The sequence below is a fragment of the Sorangium sp. So ce367 genome (assembly GCF_051520455.1).
In the GTDB taxonomy this organism is placed as follows: Bacteria; Myxococcota_A; Polyangia; order Polyangiales; family Polyangiaceae; genus Sorangium; species Sorangium cellulosum_B.
Window position 1 is genome coordinate 11211557 of record NZ_CP150334.1, and the last position, 24013, is coordinate 11235569.

Annotated in this window: 16 protein-coding genes and 1 tRNA gene; 13 read left to right on the top strand and 4 right to left on the bottom strand. The window is 73.3% G+C overall.

Going from position 1 to position 24013, the window contains the following annotated elements:
* Positions 1-9: 9 nt before the first annotated feature.
* A complete protein-coding gene (locus tag WME97_RS42480; RefSeq protein WP_437546441.1) occupies positions 10-990 on the top strand; it encodes a sigma-70 family RNA polymerase sigma factor in 981 nt (326 codons plus the stop codon).
* A gap of 165 nt (positions 991-1155) precedes the next feature.
* Here the strand turns inward: WME97_RS42480 and WME97_RS42485 are convergent, their stop codons facing one another.
* Positions 1156-1488, bottom strand: a complete 333-nt coding sequence (locus WME97_RS42485; protein WP_437546443.1) for a polyhydroxyalkanoic acid system family protein — start codon at positions 1486-1488, stop codon at positions 1156-1158.
* Between the two features lie 408 nt (positions 1489-1896).
* On the opposite strand from WME97_RS42485, the gene rseP reads away from it, so the two are divergent.
* The 3 genes from rseP to WME97_RS42500 all read left to right on the top strand — a co-directional run bounded on the left by rseP (position 1897) and on the right by WME97_RS42500 (position 6896).
* On the top strand, positions 1897-3567 hold the full coding sequence (gene rseP, locus WME97_RS42490) for an RIP metalloprotease RseP (RefSeq protein ID WP_437546445.1): 1671 nt from the start codon (positions 1897-1899) through the stop codon (positions 3565-3567).
* Positions 3560-5050, top strand: a complete 1491-nt coding sequence (locus WME97_RS42495) for an RsmB/NOP family class I SAM-dependent RNA methyltransferase (protein WP_437546447.1) — start codon at positions 3560-3562, stop codon at positions 5048-5050. The genes rseP and WME97_RS42495 overlap by 8 nt, the downstream gene beginning before the upstream one ends.
* Positions 5051-5345: 295 nt before the next feature.
* A complete protein-coding gene (locus WME97_RS42500) occupies positions 5346-6896 on the top strand; it encodes a serine/threonine-protein kinase (protein WP_437546449.1) in 1551 nt (516 codons plus the stop codon).
* Positions 6897-6924: 28 nt separating this feature from the next.
* Here WME97_RS42500 and WME97_RS42505 read toward each other — a convergent pair whose 3' ends face one another.
* Complete coding sequence (locus tag WME97_RS42505) at positions 6925-7884, bottom strand: PEGA domain-containing protein (RefSeq protein ID WP_437546451.1); 960 nt, start codon at positions 7882-7884, stop codon at positions 6925-6927.
* A 260-nt stretch (positions 7885-8144) separates the two neighbouring features.
* On the opposite strand from WME97_RS42505, the gene WME97_RS42510 reads away from it, so the two are divergent.
* From WME97_RS42510 to WME97_RS42540, 7 genes are all read left to right on the top strand, one after another.
* Positions 8145-10994 carry a hypothetical protein gene (locus tag WME97_RS42510; protein WP_437546453.1) on the top strand — a complete coding sequence of 950 codons (2850 nt, stop codon included), beginning with the start codon at positions 8145-8147 and terminating at the stop codon, positions 10992-10994.
* A 485-nt stretch (positions 10995-11479) separates the two neighbouring features.
* The gene (locus tag WME97_RS42515) at positions 11480-11785 is read left to right on the top strand and encodes a hypothetical protein (protein WP_437546455.1); all 306 of its coding nucleotides are present in this window, start codon (positions 11480-11482) and stop codon (positions 11783-11785) included.
* A complete protein-coding gene (locus WME97_RS42520) occupies positions 11782-13116 on the top strand; it encodes a hypothetical protein (protein ID WP_437546457.1) in 1335 nt (444 codons plus the stop codon). The genes WME97_RS42515 and WME97_RS42520 overlap by 4 nt, the downstream gene beginning before the upstream one ends.
* Positions 13117-13397: 281 nt before the next feature.
* The gene (locus WME97_RS42525) at positions 13398-14687 is read left to right on the top strand and encodes a hypothetical protein (RefSeq protein WP_437546459.1); all 1290 of its coding nucleotides are present in this window, start codon (positions 13398-13400) and stop codon (positions 14685-14687) included.
* Between the two features lie 39 nt (positions 14688-14726).
* A tRNA-Gln gene (locus tag WME97_RS42530) sits at positions 14727-14800 on the top strand.
* 225 nt (positions 14801-15025) lie between these two features.
* Positions 15026-15748: a sigma-70 family RNA polymerase sigma factor gene (locus tag WME97_RS42535; RefSeq protein ID WP_437546461.1), complete on the top strand. Its 723-nt coding sequence runs from the start codon at positions 15026-15028 to the stop codon at positions 15746-15748.
* The gene (locus WME97_RS42540) at positions 15745-16170 is read left to right on the top strand and encodes a hypothetical protein (protein WP_437546463.1); all 426 of its coding nucleotides are present in this window, start codon (positions 15745-15747) and stop codon (positions 16168-16170) included. The genes WME97_RS42535 and WME97_RS42540 overlap by 4 nt, the downstream gene beginning before the upstream one ends.
* A 20-nt stretch (positions 16171-16190) precedes the next feature.
* Here WME97_RS42540 and WME97_RS42545 read toward each other — a convergent pair whose 3' ends face one another.
* On the bottom strand, positions 16191-16964 hold the full coding sequence (locus tag WME97_RS42545) for a Stp1/IreP family PP2C-type Ser/Thr phosphatase (protein ID WP_012240508.1): 774 nt from the start codon (positions 16962-16964) through the stop codon (positions 16191-16193).
* A gap of 173 nt (positions 16965-17137) precedes the next feature.
* Complete coding sequence (locus tag WME97_RS42550; RefSeq protein ID WP_437546465.1) at positions 17138-18412, bottom strand: S1C family serine protease; 1275 nt, start codon at positions 18410-18412, stop codon at positions 17138-17140.
* 179 nt (positions 18413-18591) lie between these two features.
* Between WME97_RS42550 and WME97_RS42555 the strand changes: the two genes are divergently transcribed.
* Complete coding sequence (locus WME97_RS42555; protein ID WP_437295745.1) at positions 18592-19170, top strand: RNA polymerase sigma factor; 579 nt, start codon at positions 18592-18594, stop codon at positions 19168-19170.
* Positions 19171-19175: 5 nt separating this feature from the next.
* Positions 19176-23795 (top strand): VIT domain-containing protein, encoded by a 4620-nt coding sequence (locus WME97_RS42560; RefSeq protein ID WP_437546467.1) that lies wholly within the window; start codon positions 19176-19178, stop codon positions 23793-23795.
* Positions 23796-24013 lie beyond the last annotated feature (218 nt).

The following is a 24013-nucleotide window of genomic DNA, read 5'->3' on the forward strand; positions in this document are numbered from 1 at the left end:
CGACGCTCCATGAGCAGCTCCACGGCCTCTCCTGCCCCGAGCGCCGGGCTCGTCGCCCCCGGCTTCGTCGCCGCGAGCTACCGCGAGCACGAGCGCTTCCTCTGGGCCCTCTCCTACCGGCTCACCGGCAGCGCCGCGGACGCGGACGACATCGTGCAGGAGACGTTCGTCCGCGCGCTGGAGCGCCCGCCCGCGCGCACCGGAGAGCCCGTCCGCCCCTGGCTCGCGCGCGTCGCGCTGAACCTCGGCCGCGACGCCCTCCGGCGCCGCAAGCGCCTCGCCTACGACGGACCGTGGCTCCCCTCCCCGATCGAGGCGGAGCCCGAGCCCCCGTCGTTCGAGATCCCGGGCAAGGAGGGCACCGAGGGCCGCTACGACCTCCTCGAGAGCGCGTCCTTCGCCTTCCTCATCGCGCTCGAGGCGCTGACCCCGCAGCAGCGCGCGGTGCTCCTGCTCCGCGACGTCTTCGACTACTCGGTGCAGGAGACCGCCGCCGCGCTCGACCTGTCGGAGGCCAGCGTGAAGACGACCCACCACCGCGCCCGCCGCGCCCTGGAGCCGTACGATCGCGAGCGCTGCCGCCCCTCACCCGAGCTCGTCGAGCGGTCGGGCGCGGCGCTCGTGCGCTTCCTGCAGACCCTGGCGACGCAGGACGTCGCCGCCATCGAGGCGCTCCTGAGCGAGGGCGTCCGGGTCATCAACGACGCCAACGGCGAGTTCAAGGCGGCGCGCCGGATCGTCGTCGGCCCGAACCGGGTCGCGCGCTTCTACGTCGGCCTGCTGAGGATCGACGACCCCGGAGCGCTCCGCCACGAGCTGCGCCTCATCAACGGCCTCCCGGCGGTCGTCATCGAGCGCACGACCACCGTGGAGAAGCTGGCGCCGCGCTTCGTCATGCGCTGCGAGATCGACGCGGGGGGCCTCATCACCGCGATCCACTCCGTGCTGGCCTCGCACAAGCTGACGGCCGTGAAGGCGCTCGCTCGGTGAGTACGACGGCGAGACCGGCAGGTGAGCAGCGAGGAGACAGCCCCCTGCCGGCCGAGCACTGGAGTGAGTCGTGTCGCGGGGCGTACTTCGGCCGGCGAAGTAGATACTGTTGGAGCAACATAGCGCCGGCTGGCGCTCATGTCCATAGTGGAACAGCCCGCTCGCTCAGGTGGCTTTGCCGCCTCCCTGGGCCCGTTCGCGGTGCGCCTCTGCGATGAAGTGACGAACCTCCTTGTCGATGGCGGCGATCGCTACCCCCTTGAAGGGGCGCATCAGGAGAGGCACGTCGAGATCCACGTCCACGGCGCCGGGGCGGAGCTCCATGCTGCCTTTCAGCTTGACGCCCTTCACCGAGAAGCCGAGCTCGGCGCGCGTCGCGTCGCGCCACACGAGGAAAGGCTCGTACTCGGCGTACCGCGCTCGGTACTGCGCGATCGCTCGTTCGGTCGCCAGCTTTGCCTCGGTGTCGCTCAGGTCGTGCTCAATCGTGTGCTTCATGATGGGACCTCGCAGTTCGTATCAGGGCACATCGCGAGAATCGGCCAGGGTACCGTGCGCCGTGAGGCGTCGCTCGCGGGCGCGTCGCCCGGCCGGGTTCCATCGGTGAGATATCACGGATGCGCGGGGCCTGCGGCCCTCTGGCGCTCTTCCGCATCGCGCATCGCGCATCGCGCAGGGCGCGCCCGCGCGCTGTGACATTTCGCCACGCGGCGGAACCGCGGGTGTCTGTGGGCGGCCGACCGGGGCCATCGCCGTGAAGGCATCGTCACGCCGGAGGGCGCCTTTCCACGGACCGGACGCCGTCCCTTCGCCGGAGGCCGCCCTTCGCGCGGGGGCGCCCTGGCCCTGCGCCCCTCAGTGGCCAGTGGTCACCGAGCCCGGCCTCGCGTAAAGAGAGCCGCCGCCGTGGACCTCCTGTATTTCGCGCTGCTCTGCTCCGTGCTCATCTTCGTGCACGAGCTCGGCCACTTCGTGTGCGCGAAGATCTTCGGCGTGAAGGTCCTCACCTTCTCGATCGGCTTCGGCCCCCGGGTGCTGCGCCTGCGGGGCCGGGAGACGGAGTACTGCGTCGCGCTCCTGCCCCTCGGCGGCTTCGTGAAGATGCTCGAGGAGAACCGGCAGGAGGCCGTGCTCCCCGAGGATCGCAAGCGCACCTTCGAGTCCCAGGCGCTCTGGAAGCGCGTGATCATCGTCATGGCCGGCCCGGCGATGAACGTGCTCTTCCCGGTGCTGCTCTACTTCGCCGTCTTCATCGGCGAGACCCGCTTCGTCCCGCCGACGGTCGGCGTGGTCCTGCCGGGGCACCCGGCCGAGGGCCGGCTGGTCCCGGGCGATCGCATCCTCGAGGTGGACGGCGAGCGCGTCAGCACCTTCGCCGAGCTGCACCGGATCGTGACGAAGAGCCCCAACCAGGAGCTCCGCCTCAAGGTGTTCCGCAACAAGGAGCACGTCGAGGTCACGGTCGTCCCGGAGGAGAAGGTCGTCCAGAAGCCGCTCGAGATCGTGGACCGGGTGGGCGAGATCGGCATCCGGCCGAGCCGCCCCGCCGCCGTGGTGGGCGTCTCGCGGCCCGACTCGCCCGCGTTCCGGGCCGGGCTGCGCACGTTCGACGTCGTGACGGAGGTGCGCGGCACGCCCGTGAAGACGTTCGCCGACCTGGAGATCGCGCTCGAGGAGAGCCGCGGCGCCACGGTGCCGGTCACGTACCTGCGCCCGGTCACGGTGCCGCGCGCGCTCGGCGGCCTGGCCGAGCTCGCCGTCTACGAGTCGGGCGTCGCCGCGCTGACGCCGGAGAGCGGCCACGGCGACCTGCTCGCGCGCACCGGCATCGAGCCGGCCGACCTCTACGTCGCCGAGGTCCCCGAGGGCTCGGCCGAGTGGGACGCCGAGCTCCGGCCGGGCGATCGCATCACGGAGGTCGACGGCGTCGAGGTCACCGCCTGGTCGACCTTCGTCGAGCGGCTCTTCGCGGCTCCAGACAGGCCGCACGTCATCACGTGGCAGCGCTCGGGCCAGCGCAAGAGCGGCACCATCGAGCTCCGCCGCGAGGACTGGATCGACGAGTACGGCCAGCACCGCCCGCGCTTCTACCTGCGCGCGTCGAACTGGTCGCCGATGGTGGCCGAGCCGTTCGTCGACAGCCCGTCGGCCTTCCAGTTCGCCCTGGAGAGCGCGGTCGACGAGACGTACGACGTCATCCGGTTCATCGTGGTCGGGATCGTCCGCATCATGGAGGGCAAGGTCAGCATCTCCACGCTGGGCGGCCCCATCACGGTGTACGACGTGATCGGCGAGGAGGGCGCGAAGGGCGTCAGCTACTTCGTCTGGGCGATGGCGGTCATCTCGATCAACCTCGGGCTCATCAACCTGCTGCCCATCCCGGTGCTCGACGGCGGCCACCTCCTGTTCTTCACGTTCGAGGCCGTGCTGCGGCGCCCGCTGCCGCTGCGCGTCCGCGAGATCGCGAGCCTGGTCGGGCTCATGGTGCTCATCGGCCTGATGGGCATCGCCTTCAAGAACGACGTCGAGCGCCGCTGGGACGTGATCCAGGGGCAATTCAAGGAGCTCGTTGGCTGACCGGGGCCAAGGTGACGGGCGTGACGGGCGCGAAGGGGGCCGCGGCGGGGCGCGCCCGCCGCATCCGCCCGAGAGCGCGCCGCGCGCGGTCGCGGCGCGCGTGCTCGCGCGGGTGTGGGGCTCGGACGCCTTCGCCTCGGCGGCCCTCGACGCCGAGCTGCGCCGCGCGCCGGCGCTGGACCCGCGGGACATAGGCCTCGCGACGGAGCTCGTCTACGGCGTCCTGCGCGCGCAGGCGGCGCTCGAGGCGCGCATCGCCGAGTTCGCCGCGAAGAGCCGCTGGACGGCCGACCCGCTGGTGCGCGCCCACGTGCTGATGGGGGCGTACTCGCTCTGCTTTCTCGATCGCGTCCCCTCGTTCGCCGCGGTCTCGGAGGCGGTGGACGGCGCCCAGGCGGCCGGCGGGCCGCGGGTCGGCGCGTTCGCGAACGCCGTGCTGCGCCGGCTCGCCGCGGCCGTGGAGTCCGGCGGTCGCCCGACGCTCGCGAGCGCGGTGGTCGCCTCCGCGCCGGGGTGGCTGCGGGGCGCCCTGCGCCGCTCGCTCGGCCGGGCCGCGGCCGAGGCGTTCCTGTCGGCCGGCCCGGTGCCGCCGCCGACCGGCCTCTGCCTCGCCCCTGGCGAGGACCGCGGCGCGTGGCTCGAGGCGCTGCGGGCCGCCGCGCCCACCGGGTCCTTCGAGGCGGGGCACGTCTCAAAGGCCGCGATCGTCGCGCGGGGGGCGGGCGATCTCCGGCGGCTCCCGGGCTTCGGCGTCGCGTGGATCGGCCAGGAAGAGGGGGCGCAGGCGCTCGCCTTCGCGCTCGGCGCGCGCCCCGGCGAGGCCGTGCTCGACGCCTGCTCCGGCCGCGGCAACAAGTCGTGGCTCCTGTCGCGCGCGGTGCTGCCTTCCGGCGCGGTGGACGCGGCCGATCTGTACCCCGCGAAGCTCTCGCAGCTCCGCGCGGCGCTCGGCGCGCCTCCCGTGAGCGCAGAGGGCGCAGGCGCGGAGGCCGGCGATGCGCAGGCCGGCGCGCGCGACGGGCTCGGGCGGGCTGCGGCCTCCGTGCGCGAGACCTACGCCGTCGACTGGACGGTGGGCGCGGGCGACGTCCCCGAGGGCTACGACCGGGTGCTCGTCGACGCGCCTTGCTCCGGGGTGGGCACGCTGCGGCGGCGCCCGGAGATCGCGCTCCGGCGCGAGGCGGACGATCTCCCGCGCCTGGCCGACCTCCAGGTCGCGATCGCGCGCCGCGCCGCGACCCGCGCCCGGGACGGCGGCCGGCTCGTGTTCGCGGTGTGCAGCGTGCTGCGCGAGGAGTGCGAGGCCGTGGCGGCGCGGCTCGCGGCCCCGGCGGACGACGGCCTCGGCGTCCGGCTGGAGCCGGCGCCGTTCGACGCGGAGCTCGCGCGCGAGCTCGCGGGCGGCGGCGACGCGTTCCGGCTGCTGCCGCACGTGCACGGCACGGATGGGTATTTCGCTGCGATGTTCGTCGTACGGCGGTGACGGCGCGTGGAGACGCGTGGCGACGCGTGGCAACGCGCCCTTCCGCCTTCCTTGTACGATGGTAGGCGCATAAGAGCAGCTTGACTTCCGGACGGCGCTTGGACTTCCTAGCGACGTTTTCGCGGCAGCTGCCCAGGCACGAAGCGCCGCCGCCAAACGTCGGCCAATGTAAGGAGGTGGGGTTATTGGTGCGATAGCCGCAATTTGTCTCCGCGGTGTTTCTTCTTGCTGGGCACTCGCTTCGTGACGCCGCACACTCGTACGGTCAGGGCACTTAACAAACCTTCCGAGTAGCGTGAATCCTGCCCCGAACCTCCTGCAGAACACACCGGCCGAGCTCGGGCCCGGGTCCGTGTTGGGTCGTTACGAGCTGCTGCTGCCGATCGCAGCAGGCGGCATGGCCATGGTGTGGGCGGCGCGGCTGAAGGGGACGCGCGGCTTCCAGAAGATCGTCGCAGTGAAGACGATGCTGCCGACGCTGTCGGAGGACGACCAGTTCGAGCGCATGTTCCTCTCGGAGGCGTCGCTCGCGTCCCAGATCCGCCACCCGAACGCCGTCGAGATCCTCGACCTCGGCGAGCAGGACGGCGTGCTGTTCCTGGCGATGGAGTGGATCGACGGCATTCCGCTCAACCAGGTGATGAAGGTCGCGAAGCGGCAGAGCGGCATGCCGCTCCCGATCGCGGTGCGCATCGTGGCGCAGGCCTGCGCCGGCCTGCACGCCGCGCACGAGCTCAAGGACAAGAGCGGCAAGCTCGTCGGCCTCGTGCACCGCGACATCTCCCCTCAGAACATCCTGGTCACGTACAACGGCCTGGCCAAGGTGGTGGACTTCGGCGTGGCCAAGGCCACAGCGCTCAACGACAGCACGACGCAGGCCGGGCAGCTCAAGGGCAAGGTGAGCTACATGGCGCCGGAGCAGGTGCGCGGCGACGCGATCGACCGGCGCGTCGACGTGTTCGCGATGGGCATCGTGCTCTATACGCTCACCACCGGCAAACACCCGTTCCGCAGGGAATCCGAGGGCGCGACGCTGTTCGCCATCTCGTCCACGGACCCGGTGGAAGCGCCGCACGAGTTCCAGGCCGACTACCCGGCGTCGCTCGAGGCCGTGCTGATGCGCGCGCTCGAAAAGGAGCGCGACCAGCGCTACGCCACGGCCAACGAGCTGATGCGCGCGCTCGACAAGGCGCTTCCGCCGAACCAGCGAGCCACCGACGAGGACGTCGCCAATTTCGTCCGCGAGCTGTTCGAGGACCAGCAGGAGCAAACGCGCGCGGCCCTCACCGAAGCGCTGGAGCGCGCCGACCGCAATCAGCTGCGCAACAGCCTCGGCAGCTCCGACGTGACCGGCGCCAGCCCCTCGTCGGTGAGCGCCTTCAGGACCGTCCACCTCCGCGGCGCGGCCCGGGGCGTGGCCGGACAGAGCGCGCTCGACGACGAGATCCCGCCGTTCGCGCGCCCCAGGAGCCGCGCGCTGCCCGCCGTCGTCATCCTCGGTCTCCTCGCCGCCGGCGTGCTCGCCGTGCTGCTCCGGAGCGGCGACGAGCCCGCCCCTCTTCCTTCGGTCGCCGCGCCGGCCGCCCCGGCGTCCGGCGCCCCGGCGCCCGCGCCTCCCAAGGCGGAGGCGCCCCCTGCGACCGAGCCCGGCGCGCCCCCAAGCGAGCCCTCTGCCACCGTCTCGGCCAGCGCTGCGCCGGCGCCGACGACGCCGGCTCCGCTCCCGGCGTCCCCCGCGCGCGCGGCGCCCCGGCGTCCGACCAAGCCCGCCGAGCAGACCAGCTCGCCGAGCCCGACGCCAACCCCCACGCCGCCGAAGTCGTGGAAGCATGATCCAGGGTTCTAGCGCCCCGCTCTGGACGAGCTCGACTCCCTCAGAACGTTCCTGAGAGACTCGCGCCGATCTCGGATCCGCCCGCGACGGGCACGAGCTCGAGCGAGGTTTTCTCGGGCTGCTTTGGCTTCCTGTTCTGAAGCAGCAAGATCGCGGTCGCCGTGCCGACCGCGGCGACGCCGACGCCGAGCGCCACCTGCGCGCCATAGTGATAGAATTTCAGGTCGTCGTAGCGCGACTGCATGGACGCCGGGCACGACTTGCCTTCCGAGCCGCAGGCATCTTCCAGATCCTTGAGCGCTCCCTGGCGGAGCCCGAACAACACCCCGGCGCCGATCAGGCTCGCGGCGCCGACGCCCCCGATCACGTACGGCACCACCTTGGACGGCGGCCTCTCCCGCAAGGCGCCCGCCTGGATCAGCAGCTCTTGCGGCAATGCTTCGAGCGTCACCTCGACGCGCGTCACCCCCTCCTCCTTCAGCTCCACCGTCTGTTGAAACGGCCTGTAATTGGGGGCCTTGGCGGTGAGCGCGTGAGGCCCGGGATCGAGCGGCACCTCGACGCCGATCGATGTCCCGCCGAGGGCGACGCCGTCGAGCGCAATGGCCGCGGAGGCCGCTCCTTTGCCGCGCACGATGACGAGCTTCGGGATCCGCGCGCGCAGCCGGCCGATCGACTGCTCGACCTCGGCCCGAAAATCGGGCCCCACGGTGTCGGCCTCCGCGAGCGCCAGCTCGTAGCCACCGAGCGCGGTCACGAGCCGCCCCAGATTCTCCTCGCACACGGCGATGTGGAAGCGCACCTGAGGCGTCATCCGCACCTGGCCGACCTCGCGGAACCGCTGCAGGGCCGCGGCCCAGTTGCCCGCTTGCTCGAGCTCTGTCGCCTGCTGAAACTGCGCGCGGGCTTGCTTGAGCTCGTCGGAGTCCTGGGCGAGCGCGGGCGCCTCGAGCAGCAGCAGCACCGCTGCGACGCGGAAAATTCGCGGGAAATTCCTCATGCGGCGCCTGCCATGGTGACTTGACGCCTCCGCTCCTGTCAACGAGGCGACGCGGCCTTCGCCGCGCGCGTCAACGTGGCGGGCGCGGCCTCCGCCGAGCGCGTCAACATGGCGGGCGCGGCCTTCGCCGCGCCCGACGCCGCACCGCGTCGTGGTCGGAGGTGCGTGCGCGCCGGCGGAGCTTTCATGCGCGGATCCTGACGCCGCCTTCTCACTTTATGGCCGCGAAATCCGCCCGCGAATGGTACTTTTGTCGCTGGATGTCGACCCCTAGCTTTGGCTTTCTGCGTCGCTTCGCGCTGCTCCGCGCGTTCTCGGCCGCCGCGCTGACGGCGGGGATCTTCGCCGCCGCCGCTTCGTGCAGCGTGCCGGACTTCGAGTTCGCGTCGGCATCCGGCCCGCCGGCGCACTGCACGGACGACACGCAGTCCGACGGCGAGACGGACCTGAACTGCGGCGGCGAGTGTGATCCATGCCCGCTCGACTCCGGCTGCGCCGCGAGCCGCGACTGCGCCGAGGGCGAGTGCATCGACGGCGTCTGCCAGGAAGCGGGTTGCATGAACGGCGCCCGCGACGGCTCGGAGTCGGACATCGATTGCGGCGGCAGCTGCGACAAGAAGTGCGCGACCGACAAGAAGTGCAACCGGGCCAGCGACTGCGAGAGCGGCGTGTGCCAGGACGGCCAATGCGTCGCGCCGACCTGCACCGACGGGGTGCCCAACGGCACCGAGAGCGACGTGGACTGCGGCGCCGACTGTGGGGGCTGCCAGGACGGCAAGATCTGCCGCTCGAGCGGGGACTGCCTTAGCGACGATTGCATCGACGGGGTGTGCGGCCCCACCTGCCCGGATGGCTACGCCAACTGCGATCGCCTGGCCAAGGGTGAGTGCGAGGTCAACATCCGCACCGACGCGGACAACTGCGGCAGCTGCGGCCAGAAGTGCGCGCTGCCGCACGCGACGGCCGAGTGCCAGGGCGGCGCCTGCAAGGTCAAGGCGTGCGAAGCGCCCTACGCCGACTGCGACGGCAATGCCGAGAACGGCTGTGAGGTGAACACCTCGACGGACTCGAGCCACTGTGGCGGGTGCGACGAGCTGTGCCCGGCCGCGAACGGCGACGCGTATTGCGAGGCGTCGGAGTGCAAGATCGCGTGCGACGCGGGCTTCACCGACTGCAACGACCAGGTCGTCGACGGTTGTGAGAGGGCGACTACCCGTGACGTGTTGCACTGCGGCGGGTGCGGCATCGAGTGCGTGCCCGAGGCGGGCGGCAGGCCCTGGTGCCGCGACGGCGTTTGCGGCGAGACGACTTGCCCGGCCGGCAGGGGCGACTGCAACGGCGACCCCGAGGACAGCTGCGAGGTGAATCTGGCCGCCGATCCGGAGAACTGCGGCACGTGCGGCGGCCTGTGCACGGTCGCCAACGGCACCGGCAAGTGCACGGCCACCGGCTGCGCCATCGGCAGCTGCGAGCCGGGCTTCGCCGACTGCGACGGCCGCTACGACAACGGCTGCGAGACGAGCACGGACACGAGCCTCAGCCACTGCGGCGCCTGCGGCGAGACCTGCACCATCGCCGGCGGCACCCCCAAGTGCGAGGGCGGTGACTGCAAGGTGCGGACGTGCAACAGCGGGATGGGCGACTGCGACGGCAATCCGGACAACGGCTGCGAGACGAACGTCAACTCGAACCAGACCCACTGCGGCGCCTGCGCGGCCGCCGGCGGCGTCAACTGCAACACGATCTACGCGAACGCCACCGCGACCTGCCAGGGCGGCGCGTGCTCCTTCGCCGGCTGCAAGGCGGACTACGGCAACTGCAACAGCTCGCTGACCGACGGCTGCGAGGCCAACGTCAGGACCGACGAGGGGAACTGCGGCGCCTGCGGCACCCAGTGCAACATAATCCACACCACCAGCAACCTGTGCCTCGACGGCACCTGCAACCCGGTGTGCACGAGCGCGCAGTACGACGACTGCGGGGTACCGAGGAACGGCTGCAACATCGACCTGTGGGACGACGAGAACAACTGCCTCGGCTGCAACCTCGTGTGCCAGAGCGGGGCCAGCGCCCACGTCTCCAGCAATCAATGCAGCTCGTCGGGCTGCAACCCGGTGTGCAGCGGCCTGTGGCGCAACTGCGACGGCAACGGCATGAACGGCTGCGAGAAGGACGTCTCCAGCGACGTCAACGCCTGCGGCGCCTGCAACACCCAGTGCCTCCAGGCGCACGCGAGCGCCACCGCCTGCACGGCCGGCACCTGCGTGCCCACCTGCGACCCAGGCTGGAAGGCTTGCGGCGACCCCAGCGGCGGCTGCACGACCCAGCTCGGCACCGCCAGCAACTGCGGCGACTGCGGCCACGTGTGCTCGGGGACGAGGTCCATCTGCTCGAACGGCAACTGCGTCGTCTCGCCGGACATCGTCGTCGTCAACTCGGGCACGACCGGCACCTTGAGCACCATCGGGAATTCGGCGCCCACCATCAACGTGAGCCACGCCCTGCAGACACCGCGGGACAACGATCGCATGGTCCTTGTCGGGATCGTCGCCTCCGAGAACTCGCTCGTGCCGGTGAGCGTCACCTACGACGGCACGCCGATGACGCTCTTCAACACGCGGCAGGCCGACAACAACTCCGCCGCGCACATCTACTACCTCCTGGACAGCCAGCTTCCGGCCGCCACCGGCAACAAGCCCGTGGTGGTGCAGATGGCGAACGCGAACACCTGGGGCGTGTACTTCGCCAACGTGGTGGAGCTGAAGGCCGTGCACCAGTCGAACCCGTTCGCGAGCGCCACCACGACCGGCATCCACACCAACACGACGGACTGCAGCGGCACGGTGTCCCGAGGGGTCAGCACCAACTTCAGCGCGACCAACTCGTTCGTGTACACGGTGATGGCGGCGCGCAACGCCAACACCGGCGCCACCATCAGCCCCACCGCGGCGACCTCCACCATGAACCGGCGCCTGACCGATCCGACGACCATGGTCGCGCTGGCCGGCTATCTCGTGGCCAACTCCAACACCACCATCTCCTGGACAGTGAGCGGCTGCTACAGCACCGCCGGCGTCGGCGTCGCCGTGCGGCGCGCCAGCGGCGGCTGAGCGCCTCGAGGCGCCACGCTCCTCCCCCACTTCGCAGGCGGCGGCTACCTGACCAGCCGCACAACGACGAGCTCGCGCTCCCCTCGCCCGCGCCGCCGCTCGACGCCAAACCGTTCTCGTCTTCGCCGATCCTCCCCAGGACCCTCCCATCACACGCGACCGTCACGAGCGCCGCCGCGAGGAATCAACTCGCGGACAGCCCCCGTCGGCGCCGAAGCCCGCGCCCGTCGCCACCGCTCCGCCCGATGACCGGTACCACCATGAAGTCAAAACCATCACGGATACCCGAGCGCCCCGACGCTCGACCATGCAGTTGCCCGGTTAAAAACATTACCGCTCCGGCATCCTTCGGCGCTCACGAGAAATGACCCACCTGCGCTCGTCAGAAATGGTCCGGACGGTCGGGCGAGCCCGATCGCTGCCATGTCGCGCGCCCTCCAGCCGCTGTACCGTGCCGCGCGCGTGTGAGAGGATCGCTCTCGACCATGAAGAGGATCAAGCTCAAGCTCCACAGCGACGAGTACCACCTCAGCGCCGTCGGCTATCTGTTCGAGGACCCGGAGCCCACCGCGGATCCGGCGGGGGTGAGGCCGTTCTCTATCCGCAACACGGTCTTCCCCGAGTTCGATCTGGATCCCGGCAACTACGTGTTCCGCTTCAGGGTCCGGAACGGAAGCGGCAAGTTCCAGATCTTCGCCTTCGATCCCAAGACGAACCAGAGCACCCGCGCCGAATACGACACGTCGAGCGGCGCCGACTGCCTCACCTTCCGTTTCACGGTGGCGCCGTGAGGGGCGCCCTGCTGCTCCAGCGCGCCGCAGCGCTGCTCTCGCTCACGCTGGCCGCGCCCGCGCTCGCCCAGGGCGCGGGGCAGCCGTCGGCTCCCGTGCCGCCGGGCGCAGCGCCCCCGGCGCCCGTCCGGCCGGCCGCCTCCGCGCCCGGCGCCCCCACGGCGGCCAGCGCCCCCACGGCGCCGGTCCCGTCTGCCGCGCCGAGCACCCCCGCCGCGCCTGCCGCGCCGGTGCCGGGCGCTGGCGTGGCCGTGGCGCCCGCGCAGCCGGGCCGCGCGATAGCGCCGGTCGCCCCGGCCGCGTCGGGCGCTCCCATCGCGCCGCTCGCGCCTGCCGGGGGCGCGCCCATCGCGCCGGCCGCCACGGGCCGCGAGCTCGTCTACATCGTTCCGGTCGGGATCACGGGCAGCTCCGGGGGCGCGGCGCTCGCGCGGGTCGGCTTCGGCGTGCTGGCCGGGTTCGGCGAGGTGACGGATCCGACGGCATGGGATGTGAGCGCCGTGATCGAGGCCGAGGTGGCGGCCGAGGACGGGCTGGCCACGCTGATCGGGTTCTCCGCCACCGACGACGCGGCCCAGACGCCCACCGGCACCCTGCGCCTCTCCGCCTCGTTCGCGCGGCTCGACTTCGAGGGGGAGGGCAGCTCGGCCTATCCCCCGCTGATCCTCTACGTCGGCGGCACGGTCGGCCGCACCCGGTTCAGCTACCTGGGTCCCGGCCCCGAGCGGCGCGACCAGAGCCTGCCGCCGACCTACGCGCCGCGCGAGCTCACCGCTGTCCCCTGGAGCGTCGGCGCGGCGGCTGTCTACGTCGGCGAGGGCGGAAAGAAGCTCGCGCCAACGCTCGAAGGGCAGATCAAGTTCGACTCGCGCTGGACCGCGTCGACGGACACGCTCGAGTGGTGCGAGCCCGCGGGCGACGTCGTCCACGGCGTGGATCCGGTCACCCAGTCCACCTCCTTCGTCCCTGCCACGCGCTGCAGGAAGGAGGTGCTCGGCGCGCCGGTGCAGAGCCAGGAGCTCACGATCGCGGCGCACGCCGGGCTCGTCGACAAGGCGGCGAACGCCACGTTCCGCGCGGCGCTTGGCGCGAAGGTGGCGGTCGCGCTCAACGACGAGGCGCCCGCCGATGTCCGCCTCAGCCTGCGCGCTCCGGTCCACGTGACGCTGGCGCGCGCGCCGGCAGGGACGGAGTACCGCGGGCTCATCCGGCTGATGCCAGCGCTCAACGTGATCCGTAGCTCGACCGGAGGGACGGACGTCAGCGGCACGCTCGAGATCGCGTTCCTCGGCCAGCGCGCGATGTTCGCCGACAACTACACCGACCTCTGACGCCGGGCCGCGGCACGCCCCCGCGGCCGCCGCGCCCTCTCCCGCGCAGCGTTGCCGCGCCCTCTCCCGCGCAGCGTTGCCGCGCCCTCTCCCGCGCAGCGTTGCCGCGCCCTGCCCGCGCAGCGTTGCCGCCAGACGCAGGCCCCCGGCCTGGGCGCCTGCCCTGCCCGGCACCTTTCTTGGCCCACCGCGCCAGCATCCGCTACCGACGCACGAGAGCAGCGGAGGTGCACCCGGAAGCAGCATCGGGTGGGCCGCCGCGGCTCGCTAGGGAGACAGCGATGGGCCCGAGCGCAGCGTACAAGGTGGAGGGGCTTGGCGACCGCGTGCCGGCGTCGGGCGGCGCAGAGGGGTGCGGGCAGGGGCAGCTGAGCAGCCTCTGCAGCGCCCCCACGATGCCGTTCACGTCGCACGCCGGCGGCGCGGAGGAGGCACCGGCGGAGTCGAAGCCCTGGTGCATCGACCGCGGCGACTTTCTCGAGGCGATGAGCACGGTCACGCTCTGGCGCGCGCTGGAGCTGGGGGAGCTCCCGCACAGCACGCGCGTCTGGCGCGAAGGCCTCGAGTGCTGGACGCCTGCCGGCGAGGTGAAGGCGCTCGGCTGGACCATTTCCCAGCCGCCCCCGCGCGACGAGGCGCCCGCCCTCTCCGCCGCGGGCGAGGCGCCTGAGTCCACCGGCCCGCTCAGCTTCGCGCTGACGCCGGACGACCTCAGCTCCGTGGCGCCCCGCTTCCACCAGGGCGCCCCCGAGAAGGCGCGCGGCGAGCGCGCCGAGGCCTTCACCCTCGGCCGGTTCCCGCTGGCCGAGGCCGTGCTGCGGCGGGACAGCCCCTCGCAGCCGATTTCTCTTGATATTCCGTCCTGTTTCCCCGCAGCCCCCTCGTCCCCGCCCGACACGCTCCCGAGCGCCGGGGCGCCGAGGCCTGGTGCCGCAAAGCCCGGCGCGCGCGACGCGGATCAGACGCCGCGCGGGCGGGTGTCGGGCGCCTGGTCGCGGCTCGCGCGGCGCGCCCGCGTCTCTCGCGGCGCCGCCGGAGCGGCGGCGGGCAGCGCGGCGCTCGTGCTCGTGCTGGGCCTCTCGGTGCTGAGCGTGGTCGCCCCTGCGGCCTCGCCTGCGAGGCCTGCGGCCGCGCAGGCTGCGCACCTCGGCGTGGCCCAGGGCGTTGCGGCCGCCGCCGCGCAGGTCGCCGTGCCTGCCCCGGACCTCGCCGCGAGCGCCGGCGCTGCGGCGCTTGCCGCGGCGGCGCCCGCGGCGACCCCGGCGCGCGACGGCGCTGCGGCCGAAGCGGCTCCGGCGCGCGACGGCGCTGCGGCCGAAGCGGCCCCGGCACGCGAGGAAGCGGCCGCGACCCCGGGCGAGGACACCGGCGCGCCCGCGCTGCCGCTCCACCGGGCGGAGAAGGCCTCGGCGTCCGGCGCGAAGCCGGCGCCGGCGGGTCGCCGTGAGCGCGGGCAGTTCCGCCTGAGGCGAGGTCGATCCGAGGCGGACGCCACGCGCGGCATCAGCTATCCGGCCCGCAGAGCCGACTCATGGATCGGGACGGGTGCCATCCTGCGCGACTCGCGCTAAGGTGCGCGCCGCGCGGCGGTCGGCTCCGTCCCGCAGCACTCCGGCGTCGTTCAAGGGCAGGACGGGGGACTTTGAATCCCCTAATCGTGGTTCGAATCCACGCGCCGGAACCATCGAGCACCCGCGCCCTCTGAGGGGGGTCATGGCGGCCGATGTCCATCGCGTGGGCGGGAGCGCCTCGGGCGAGGTCGCACCGCCTCGCGGGCGCGTCCTGCGCCGTCACTTGCTCGCTATTGTCTGGCGCGGTCGAGCCGGGGTTGTTTACCGTGGTCTCACCGAGGGCTCTGCGCCTGCCGCGCGGCGTGCGCGAGCCCCTGGCTCCTGGAGGACCGGACGGCGTGGCGAGCGATGAAGGGGCCCGCGGACGCGGAGCCCCTACCCATGTAGATACGGACCGCGGAGGCGGCTCTCCGCCCGCAGCGGGCGCGGAGCAGGGGCGCGCGTCGGCGGCGCCGCTCGAGGCGGGCGAGGCGCAGTTCATCGCGCGGCTCGTCGCCCGTGACGAGAGCGCGTTCAACGAGCTCGTGATCATGTACGAGCGCCGCGTGTTCGCGCTCGTCTACCGCATGCTCGGCCGGCGTGACGAGGCCGAGGACGTGTCCCAGGAAGTCTTCGTGCAGGTCTTCAAGGCGATCGATCAGTTCCGCGGCGAATCGAAGCTCTCGACGTGGATCTATCGGATCGCCGTGAATCTCTGCAAAAACCGGACGAAGTACCTCTCGCGGCGGCACGCCGGCGCCCAGGACGACGTCGACGCCATGGCCGAGCGGGTGCCGCTGTCCGCGGCCAAGGGCGTGAGCGTCGGCGACGTGAGCCGCCCTGACGAGCTGGTGGAGGGGATGCAGCTCGAGGCGGTCGTGAAGCGCGCCATCGGGCAGCTCGATCCCGAGTTCCGGGAGGCGCTCATCCTTCGTGACGTCGAGGACATGTCGTACGAAGAGATCGCCTCGGTCACGGGTTTGCCGGACGGGACGGTGAAGAGCCGGATCCATCGCGCGCGCGGCCAGCTCCGCGCGCTGGTCGAGAAGATGATGGGCGAGAAGGTGAGAGGCGGGAAATGAGCGGAGCGGACGACCCGAAGCGCACGGGGCGAGCCGATGAGCCGGCCGCTTCGGGCGCGGAGAGCGGCAGCCGTCCCTCGGCGCCCCCCGTGGAGCGCCCGCCCGCCGCCGCCACGCCCCGAGACGACTTCTCCGAGGACGGCGATCTCCCCGAGGACGGCGACTTGCCGCTCGTCGACGAGCTGGATCTGCGCGAGCTGGTCCGAGGGGCGATGCGCCCGCCGCCCGCGGCGCCGCCGAGCCTTCTCCGCGGCGTGCAGCGCCGGATCCGGGTGCGCTCGCGGGGGAAGTTCTACGGCGACGGCTGGAGCACCGCGCGTTCGCCGCGCTCGACCTACCTGATGACGAGCCTCTTCATGCTCGCCCTCATCGCCTTCGTCTTCCTGGTGCTCATCCCCTGGAGCGGCGGCGCCCTGCCCTGATCACCGTCGCCGAGCGGCGGTCACTGGGTCCAGCGGACGAGGACGCAGGTCACGTTGTCGGGGCCGCCGTTCTCGTTGGCGCGCTCGATCATCTTGGCGGTCGCGACCTGGATGTCCTGATGCTCCGTCAGGATCTGGGTCATCTCCAGGTCGCTCACCGGCCCGGAGAGCCCGTCCGAGCAGAGGACGTACGTGTCGTTCAGCTGCGGCACCTCGAAGCGGGTGTCGACCTTGACCGTGTCCTTCATCCCGAGCGCGCGCACGATCACGTTCTTGTGCGGGAAGTTCGCGATCTCCTCGGGCGTGAGCCGCTTCATCTTGATGTAGTCGTTGAGGAGCGAGTGGTCCTCGGTGAGCATCTCGAGCCGGCCCTCGCGGAAGCGGTAGACCCGGCTGTCGCCGACGTGGGCGACGTAGACGCCGTCGTTCGCCGTGAAGATGCCGACGAACGTCGTCCCCATGCCCCGCTTCTTCGCCTCGCGCTGCGCGGTCTCGTAGATCCGCAGGTTGGCGAGCTTGATCCCCGTGATCAGCCGGTTCTCTTCGTAGCCCTTGGACCGGTCCATCTTGTAGGGCCAGGTCCGCTCCGGGTCGTCCTGCGTCTGGGCGAAGAAGTCCTGCATCGCGTCGACCGCCATCTTCGACGCGACCTCGCCCGACGCATGCCCCCCCATTCCATCGGCGACCATGAAGAGGCCGTACTCCACCATGATGCCGAAGTTGTCCTCGTTGTGGTTGCGCTTGCGCCCGACGTTCGTCTCGCCGGCCACTTCGATTCGAAACGTTTGGGACACGGATCACCCGATCGATGGCCCCGCGCGAGGCGCGAGGTTGAATGAGAACCGCGAGCGCGCCCGTCCGAGCCGCTCGAGCCCGATCCTGGAGGTTCGGTTGACGGGGTGTCAACCGGGTCGGGCCCGAGCGCCGAGCTTATAGAATCCGCGCGCGGCCCCGCATCATTTTTTGCTTACTTGCGGTACTCCTCGGTCGACTTGCCGCTCGAGCTCGGCGGCGGGAGCTCGGCCTCCGGCCGCTTCGCCGCGGCGGCCGACGGATCCGGCGCGGCGCGGAGCACGACCGTGACCTGCCGGTACTTCCCGCGGCTCAGCAAGGTGAGCGGGACCTTCTCCCCGACCGCGTGCGTCCGGATCGCGTCGGAGAGCGCCTCGGGGCTGGTGACGGGCACGCCGTCGACGGCGAGGATCATGTCGCTCTCCGCGCGATCGCCGCCCGTCAAGCGGGCCTCGTCCGCAGGGCTCTCGGGGTGCACCACGGTGACCCGGACCCCCTTCGCGACCGGCGCCGCCTCGCTGACGCCCTGGATCCCGAGCCACGCCGCGGGCGGCACGGCCGTCGGCGGCACCGCGCGAAGGAACGCCCTGATCGCGCTGATCGGCACGCCGAACGCGACGGGCGTGCAGGGCTTGCCCTCGTTCGGGGCGCAGCCGCGGCCGAGGACCGCGACCACGCGGCCGTCCTCGTCGATGATGGGCGCGCCCAGATCGAGCGGCGAGACGCGCGACCCGAGCTCGATCGCGCGATCGAGCGGCCGGTCGTCGCCGCCGATCAGCGTCTTGTGCGATCGCAGCACGAGCGCGGTGGCCGCGACCTTGCCGCGCGCCGCCGAGAACGAGCGGATCTGCGCGTCCGGCCGCACCGGATCGCGCGACGAGGCGGTGAGCCCCTCGGCCCACTTGCCGGTCTGCGGCACGAGCAGCGCGAGATCCCACACGCGGTCGTGGTGGCCGAGCTTCACCCGCACGGTGGTCCCGTCGGCGAGGCGCGCCGTGAGGTCGTTGCCCGCGCCGAGCGGCGAGAGCGCGGTCAGGATGCGCCCGTCGCCGGCGAGCGCCGCGCCGAGGCCGAGGACCTGCCCGCCGCGCTCGATGACCACCACGCCGCGCGCGGCGCGCTCCTCCACCGGCGGCTCCGCCTTGTCCTTCTCGGCCGGGCCCCCCTTCGGCTCGGCGGCGGCCGCCTTCTTCTCCTTCCCGCCCGCGCTGGCCCGGGTCGGGAGCACCACCCGCTTGCCGGCCGGCGGGGCGTCACCCTCCCCCTGAGCCTGCGCCTCGCCCTGCGCGAGCGCCGCGGGGGCGGCGAGCGCTGCGGCGGCGGACACGGCAGCGGCGAGCGCCAGCGACCGTCTCCATCCCTTCACACGCGACCTGTCAACGGGATCGCTCGGCGCCGCGCCTCGGGGCGCGGCGACCTTGGTGACACCAGGCGGGCTTGTCTCGTTCATAAGCGCGGCTCCTGAGGCGACGGCAGATTCTGCTGCGGCGGGGATCGCATTGCAAAAGGCAAAGGCCGGACCGCGCTGTACCGTGGGATCGGGCACCGGAGTCCGCCGGGGGCGGGGGGCAAAAAAAATCCGGTCACGAACTCGGGGGACGGGGGCACATGGCCGGCGATGAGGCAGCGATGGCAGCTGGGTTAGCGCTCGTTGGGTCGGAGGGCGACGCGCGGGCCGACGAGGCGCGCGCGATCGAGGGGCTGATCGGGACAGGCGACTTCCGGGAAGCGCTGTCGCGGTGTGCGAAGGCCTACGCCATGCCGCTGGGCCGGCTGTGCATGGCGTTCACGGGGTCGCAGGCCGAGAGCGAGGAGCTGGTGCAGGAGACGCTGCTCGCGGCGTTCGATGCGTTCCCGCAGTACCGCGCCGAGGGGAGCGTGCGGGCCTGGCTCTTCGGGATCGCGCGGCGCCTCTGCGGGCGGCACACCGAGCTCAGGGCGCGGCGCGAGGCGCGGCTGCGCCTCGTCCACGACACCCGGCCGCGGCCCGACGCGAGCGAGCTCGCGGCGGAGCGCGAGCGGGCCGAGCGCGCCCGCGCCGCGCTCTCGCGGCTCAAGCCGAGCGAGCGCGAGGCGGTGGTGCTGCGCTTCGAAGCGGGCCTCTCCTTCAAGGAGGTGGCCATCGCGTGCGGGATCGATGAGGCGGCGGCGCGGAAGCGGGTGAGCCGCGCGCTTTCGCGGCTCAGGGCCGAGCTGGGCGAGGAGTGAGGGCGATGGGCGCGACAGAGACGGGTTCGGTTGGGCTTTGCGGCGAGGTCGAGGAGCAGCTCGCGGAGGTGCTCGACGGGACGGCGCGGCCGGCGCTGTACGAGCACATCGCCGGCTGCGACGCGTGCCGCGACCTCCGCCACGACGCGGCACGCGCCGCGGAGGTGGTCGCGGCGGCCGGCGCGGACTTCCGGCCGGCGGACGGATTCGCGGACGCGCTGCTCCGGCGGATCGAGGCGGCGCGCCCTTCGGAGGGCGCAACGAGCGGTGCGGTGCTGAAGGTGGCCGCCGAGGAGCAACACGGCGCCGCTGGCGCGCGATCCGGCGTGACGGAGGGGCGATCGGACATCGTTGAAGAGCGATCCGACACCGCCGAAGGGCGATCGGACATTGCCGAAGAGCGATCGGACATCGCCGAAGGGCGATCGGACACGCCCGAGCGGCGTTCCGACATCACCGAAGGGCGATCCGACACGGCCGACGCCCGATCCGACACGCCCAGGCCGCGTTCCGACACTTCCGGAGCGCGATCCGGCGCGGCCGAGGCGCGCACGGGCGGACCGCGCTCCACGATGCCGGAGCGAACCGCGCCGGCAGCGCGCCGCATGGCCTTCGGGCGGCGCTCGGCCTTCGCCGCCGCCGCCCTGGCCGCGGCGGCGGCGGTAGCGGCCGGGGTCGCCCTGCGGCGCGGCGGCGAAACGACGGCGCCGTCCGTCGCCGCGGCGGCCGGGGCGCCGTGGTCCGGCAAGGTCGCCTCGGTGTCGCGCGCGTCGGCCGACAAGTCGGGCGGCCTCGAGGCGTGCGACGCCTCGGGCGCCTGCGCGCCGCTCGCCGCGGGCGCCACGCTCCCGGAGGGCGCGACCCTGCGCACCGACGCGCGGACGCGCGCCCACCTGTCGCTCGCGGACGGCTCCGCGCTCGCCATCGACCGCGGCTCCCGCGTGTGGATCGCCGGCGACGGCCGCCGCGCGCGCGTCGACGAGGGCGCCGTCGTCCTCGACGTCACCCCGAGCCCCGGCGCGCCGCCCGCGCGCGTCGAGGTGCCGCACGGCCAGATCGAGGTGCTCGGGACCAAGCTCGCGATCACCGCGGGCGCCGCGCGCGCCTCGGTCGAGGTGGCCCGCGGCGCCGTGCGCGTCACCGGCGAGCGCGGCGAGCCCGTCGAGGTGCGCGCCGGCGAGGAGGCGACGCTCGCGAAGGGCGCCGCGCCCGAGGTCGCGAGCGCGACGTCGCTCGCCGACACGCTCGAGTGGAGCGACCGCTCCGCCGAGGAGGCCGACGCCCCGGCGCTCCGCGGCCTCGGCGAGCTCAGGGCGCGCAAGCCGGGCGCGACGCAGGAGAAAGAGCGGGCCGTCCGGCTCGCCAGGCACGCCGTCAAGGTGCGGATCGTCGACGTCGTCGCCAGGACCGAGATCGACGAGACCTTCGCCAACGACACCGACGAGGAGCTCGAGGGCATCTTCCGGTTCCCGCTCCCGCCGGGCGCGCAGATCGAGCGGCTCGCGCTCGAGGTGGACGGCAAGCTCATCGAGGGCGCGTTCGTCGATCGCGATCGCGGGGCCGCGATCTGGCGCGGCGTCCTCCAGAACGCCGCCCCCAAGGCGCCCAAGCCGCGCGAGGAGATCATCTGGGTCCCCGGCCCGTGGCGCGACCCCGCGCTGCTCGAGTGGCAGCGGGGCGGCCGGTTCGAGCTGCGCATCTTCCCCATCCCGAAGCGCGGCTCGCGGCGCGTCGTGCTCACCTACACGCAGCTCGTCGAGCAGGCCGGCGGCGTCCGGCGCTTCACCTACCCGCTCGCGCACGACCAGAGCGGCACGACGAACATCGGCGACTTCTCGCTCGACGTGCAGGTGCTCGGCCACGACCGGGAGTTCGGCGTCGCGACGCGCGGCTACGATCTCGCCGCCGCGCCCGCGGACGGCGCGGCCGACCGCCGCACGCTGGACGCCCGCGGGTTCACGCCGGCCGGCGACCTCACTGTCGAGTACGCGCTCCCCGATCGCGACCGGCCCGTCACCGCCTGGGCCTACCGGATGCCCCCCTCCCCGGCCCCGGCCACGCCGCCCGCGGCGCCGCGGGTGGACAGCGCGCGGCGCGGCGCGGCCGGAACGTCGAAGCGCGACGGCGCGGAGCACGAGGCCTCCCTCGCCGCGGCGCAGGCCATCGCGAGCGACACGTCGCCCTACGTCGCGATCGCGATCCGGCCCCGGCTCCCCCGGTGGCAGGAGTCGACCTCGCGGCGCCACGCGATCGTCGTCGACTCGAGCCGATCCATGGTCGGCGAGCGGTTCGCCCGCGCGACGCGGCTCGCCTCGTCGCTCGTCCGCGAGATGGACCGGCGCGACGAGGTCGTCGTGCTCGCGTGCGACACCCTCTGCCGCTCGCTCGGCGACGCGGGCCAGGGCGGCGCCGCGCGCCCCATGGCCCCCGGCGCCGCCTCGGCGGGCGAGGTCGAGCGCTTCCTCGGCGGCATCGAGCCCGACGGCGGCAGCGATCTCGCCGCGGCGATGATCGCGGCGCGCGCGGCCGCCGGCCCGCTCGACGGCAAGGAGCTCCGGATCATCTACCTCGGCGACGGCACGCCCTCGGTCGGCCCGACGCGCCCCGCCCACATCGAGGCCGCGGTGCGCGGCGCGGTCCCCGCGGACGGCGCCGCCGCGGTGGTCGCGGTCGCGCTCGGGAGCGACGCGGACACGACGTCGCTCAGGGCGCTCGCGCGGGGCGGCGGCGGGGTGATGGTCCCCTACGTGCCCGGCCAGAAGGTCGCGAGCGCGGCGCAGTCGGTCCTCGGCGCGGCGTACGGCCTCGCGCTGCGCGATCCCGAGATCGAGCTCCCGCCCGGCCTGACCCAGGTCACGCCGGCGCGGCTCGACCCGATCCGCGCCGGCGGCGAGGCGCTCGTCGTGGCGCGGATGAGCTCCGGGGCCGACGTCAGCGGCGCGATCCGCCTCCGCGGCCGCGTCTCGGGCGAGCGCTTCGAGCAGACCTACCCCGTCAACATCGTCGCCACGACCGGCGCGGGCAACGCCTTCGTCCCGCGCCTCTACGCCGCGGCGAAGATCGCGGAGCTCGAGGAGACCGGCGGCGACGCGCAGAAGCCCGCCGTCATCGAGCTGTCGCGGCGCTTCTCGGTGGCGAGCCGGTTCACCTCGCTGCTCGTCCTGGAGAGCGAGGCGATGTTCAAGGCGTTCGGGCTCGAGCGAGACGGCCTCACCTCCGCCTTCACGGGCGAGGAGCAGGCCGAGCGCGTGAGCGCGAGCGCCGAGGGGGAGGAGCCCGGCAACCCGGCGGACGAGGGCGCCGAGGAGAAGGGCGACGCGCTCGGGGCGGGCCTCGGCCTGTCGGGCAGCGGCAGGGGCGGCGGCGGCTCCGGCTGGCCGGACGCCGCGCCGGCCGCGAAGGCGGAGTCTCGCACGTCGGCCGGCGCCCGCCCGGCGTCGCCCGCCAAGCGACGATCCCAGGAGCTCGATCCCCTCTCGGGCTCGCTCGACGACATGCCGGCGCCGGCGCCGGCGCCGACGGCCGCCGCCCCCGCGGAGCCGAAGCCGGCGCCCCCGCAGGACGAGCGCGCCCGGAGGTCGCGCGATGACCTCGTCGCCGCCGAGGAGTGGTCGCGCCCGCGCCCGCGGCGGATGATCCCGATGCGCCGGGTGTTCGATCGCAAGGTGAGCTTCGACGCGACGAACACGCTCGCGCCCGAGAGCGCCGCGAAGACCGCGGCCGCCGAGGCGGCGCTCGCGGCGGCCCCGGACAGCCGCGACAGGACGGCGGGGCTCTACGCGCTCTACGCCACGACCGGCCGCCTCGGCGAGGCCCAGGAGCTGACCGCGCGCTGGAGCGGGCGCGACGCGCTCGATCCCGACGCGCTCATTGCCCGCGCCGACCTGGCGGCGCGGCAGGGCCAGCGCGACCGCGCCGCGCGCATCCTCGGCGGCCTCGCCGACGTGCGCCCCGGCGACCGGGCCACCCAGGCGCGGCTCGCCGAGCTCTGGGACGCCGCGGGGCGGCCCGCGTTCGCGTGCCAGCACCGGGTGGCGCTCGCCGACCTCGCGCCCGCCGACGCGAAGCTCGTCGCCGCCGCGATCCGGTGCGCCGGCGAGGGCGGCATGAGCGAGCTCGCGAGCCAGCTCCGCCTCGACGCGACCTCCGCCGTCCGCGCGGAGATCGACAGGCGGCTCGCGCAGCCGGACCCGGCGCCGGCCGCCGACCTGCCCGGCGACGTGCGGCTCAGCGCCGAGTGGACCGGCGGCGCCGACCTCGACCTCTCCCTCATCGACGCGCAGGGGCGGCGCGTCTCGTGGATGGGCGCGACCCTCCCGTCGGTGGGTGTGCGCTCGCGCGACGCGACGAGCACGCGTTCGGAGTCCCTCGCGCTGCGGAGCCTCCCCAAGGGGAGCTACGTCGTCGAGATCGCGCGCGCGTCGGCCGAGGAAGGCGCCGGCGCCGCGAACCCCGGGGCCCGCGCGCCGGGCCCGGTCCGCGGCGAGCTGACCCTGCGCCTCGCGGGAGAGACCCGCAAGGTGCCCTTCACGCTCGACGGCGCGCGCCTCGAGCTCGGCACGGTGCGCGTCTTCTTCACCTCCCGCCTGGTGCCGGTCGACGGCCCGACGGCCCCGCGGTTCTGACGAAACGGACGAAACTGACGGAATCGACGAAGACGACGACGAACCTGACGGGACCGACCTCCGCCCACGCGCGGAGGCTCTCTCTTGCGCACCCCTCCCTTCACATGTCCTGAACGACCCCCGCAGCGCGCTTCCGTAACAACCTCTTCATCGTCCCCCCGGGCGCGCTCGCCCGGGGATCGAGCGGCCCTCCCGCCGCGCTCGTGTCGGGCGGAGAT

Excerpts from the sequence above, each read along its gene's own strand:
- WME97_RS42480 (WP_437546441.1), top strand. The coding sequence starts at position 10 with ATGAGCAGCTCCACGGCCTCTCCTGCCCCGAGCGCCGGGCTCGTCGCC.
- WME97_RS42485 (WP_437546443.1), bottom strand. The coding sequence starts at position 1,488 with ATGAAGCACACGATTGAGCACGACCTGAGCGACACCGAGGCAAAGCTG.
- WME97_RS42505 (WP_437546451.1), bottom strand. The coding sequence starts at position 7,884 with ATGAGGAATTTCCCGCGAATTTTCCGCGTCGCAGCGGTGCTGCTGCTG.
- WME97_RS42510 (WP_437546453.1), top strand. The coding sequence starts at position 8,145 with ATGTCGACCCCTAGCTTTGGCTTTCTGCGTCGCTTCGCGCTGCTCCGC.
- WME97_RS42515 (WP_437546455.1), top strand. The coding sequence starts at position 11,480 with ATGAAGAGGATCAAGCTCAAGCTCCACAGCGACGAGTACCACCTCAGC.
- WME97_RS42525 (WP_437546459.1), top strand. The coding sequence starts at position 13,398 with ATGGGCCCGAGCGCAGCGTACAAGGTGGAGGGGCTTGGCGACCGCGTG.
- WME97_RS42540 (WP_437546463.1), top strand. The coding sequence starts at position 15,745 with ATGAGCGGAGCGGACGACCCGAAGCGCACGGGGCGAGCCGATGAGCCG.
- WME97_RS42550 (WP_437546465.1), bottom strand. The coding sequence starts at position 18,412 with ATGAACGAGACAAGCCCGCCTGGTGTCACCAAGGTCGCCGCGCCCCGA.
- WME97_RS42555 (WP_437295745.1), top strand. The coding sequence starts at position 18,592 with ATGGCAGCTGGGTTAGCGCTCGTTGGGTCGGAGGGCGACGCGCGGGCC.
- WME97_RS42560 (WP_437546467.1), top strand. The coding sequence starts at position 19,176 with ATGGGCGCGACAGAGACGGGTTCGGTTGGGCTTTGCGGCGAGGTCGAG.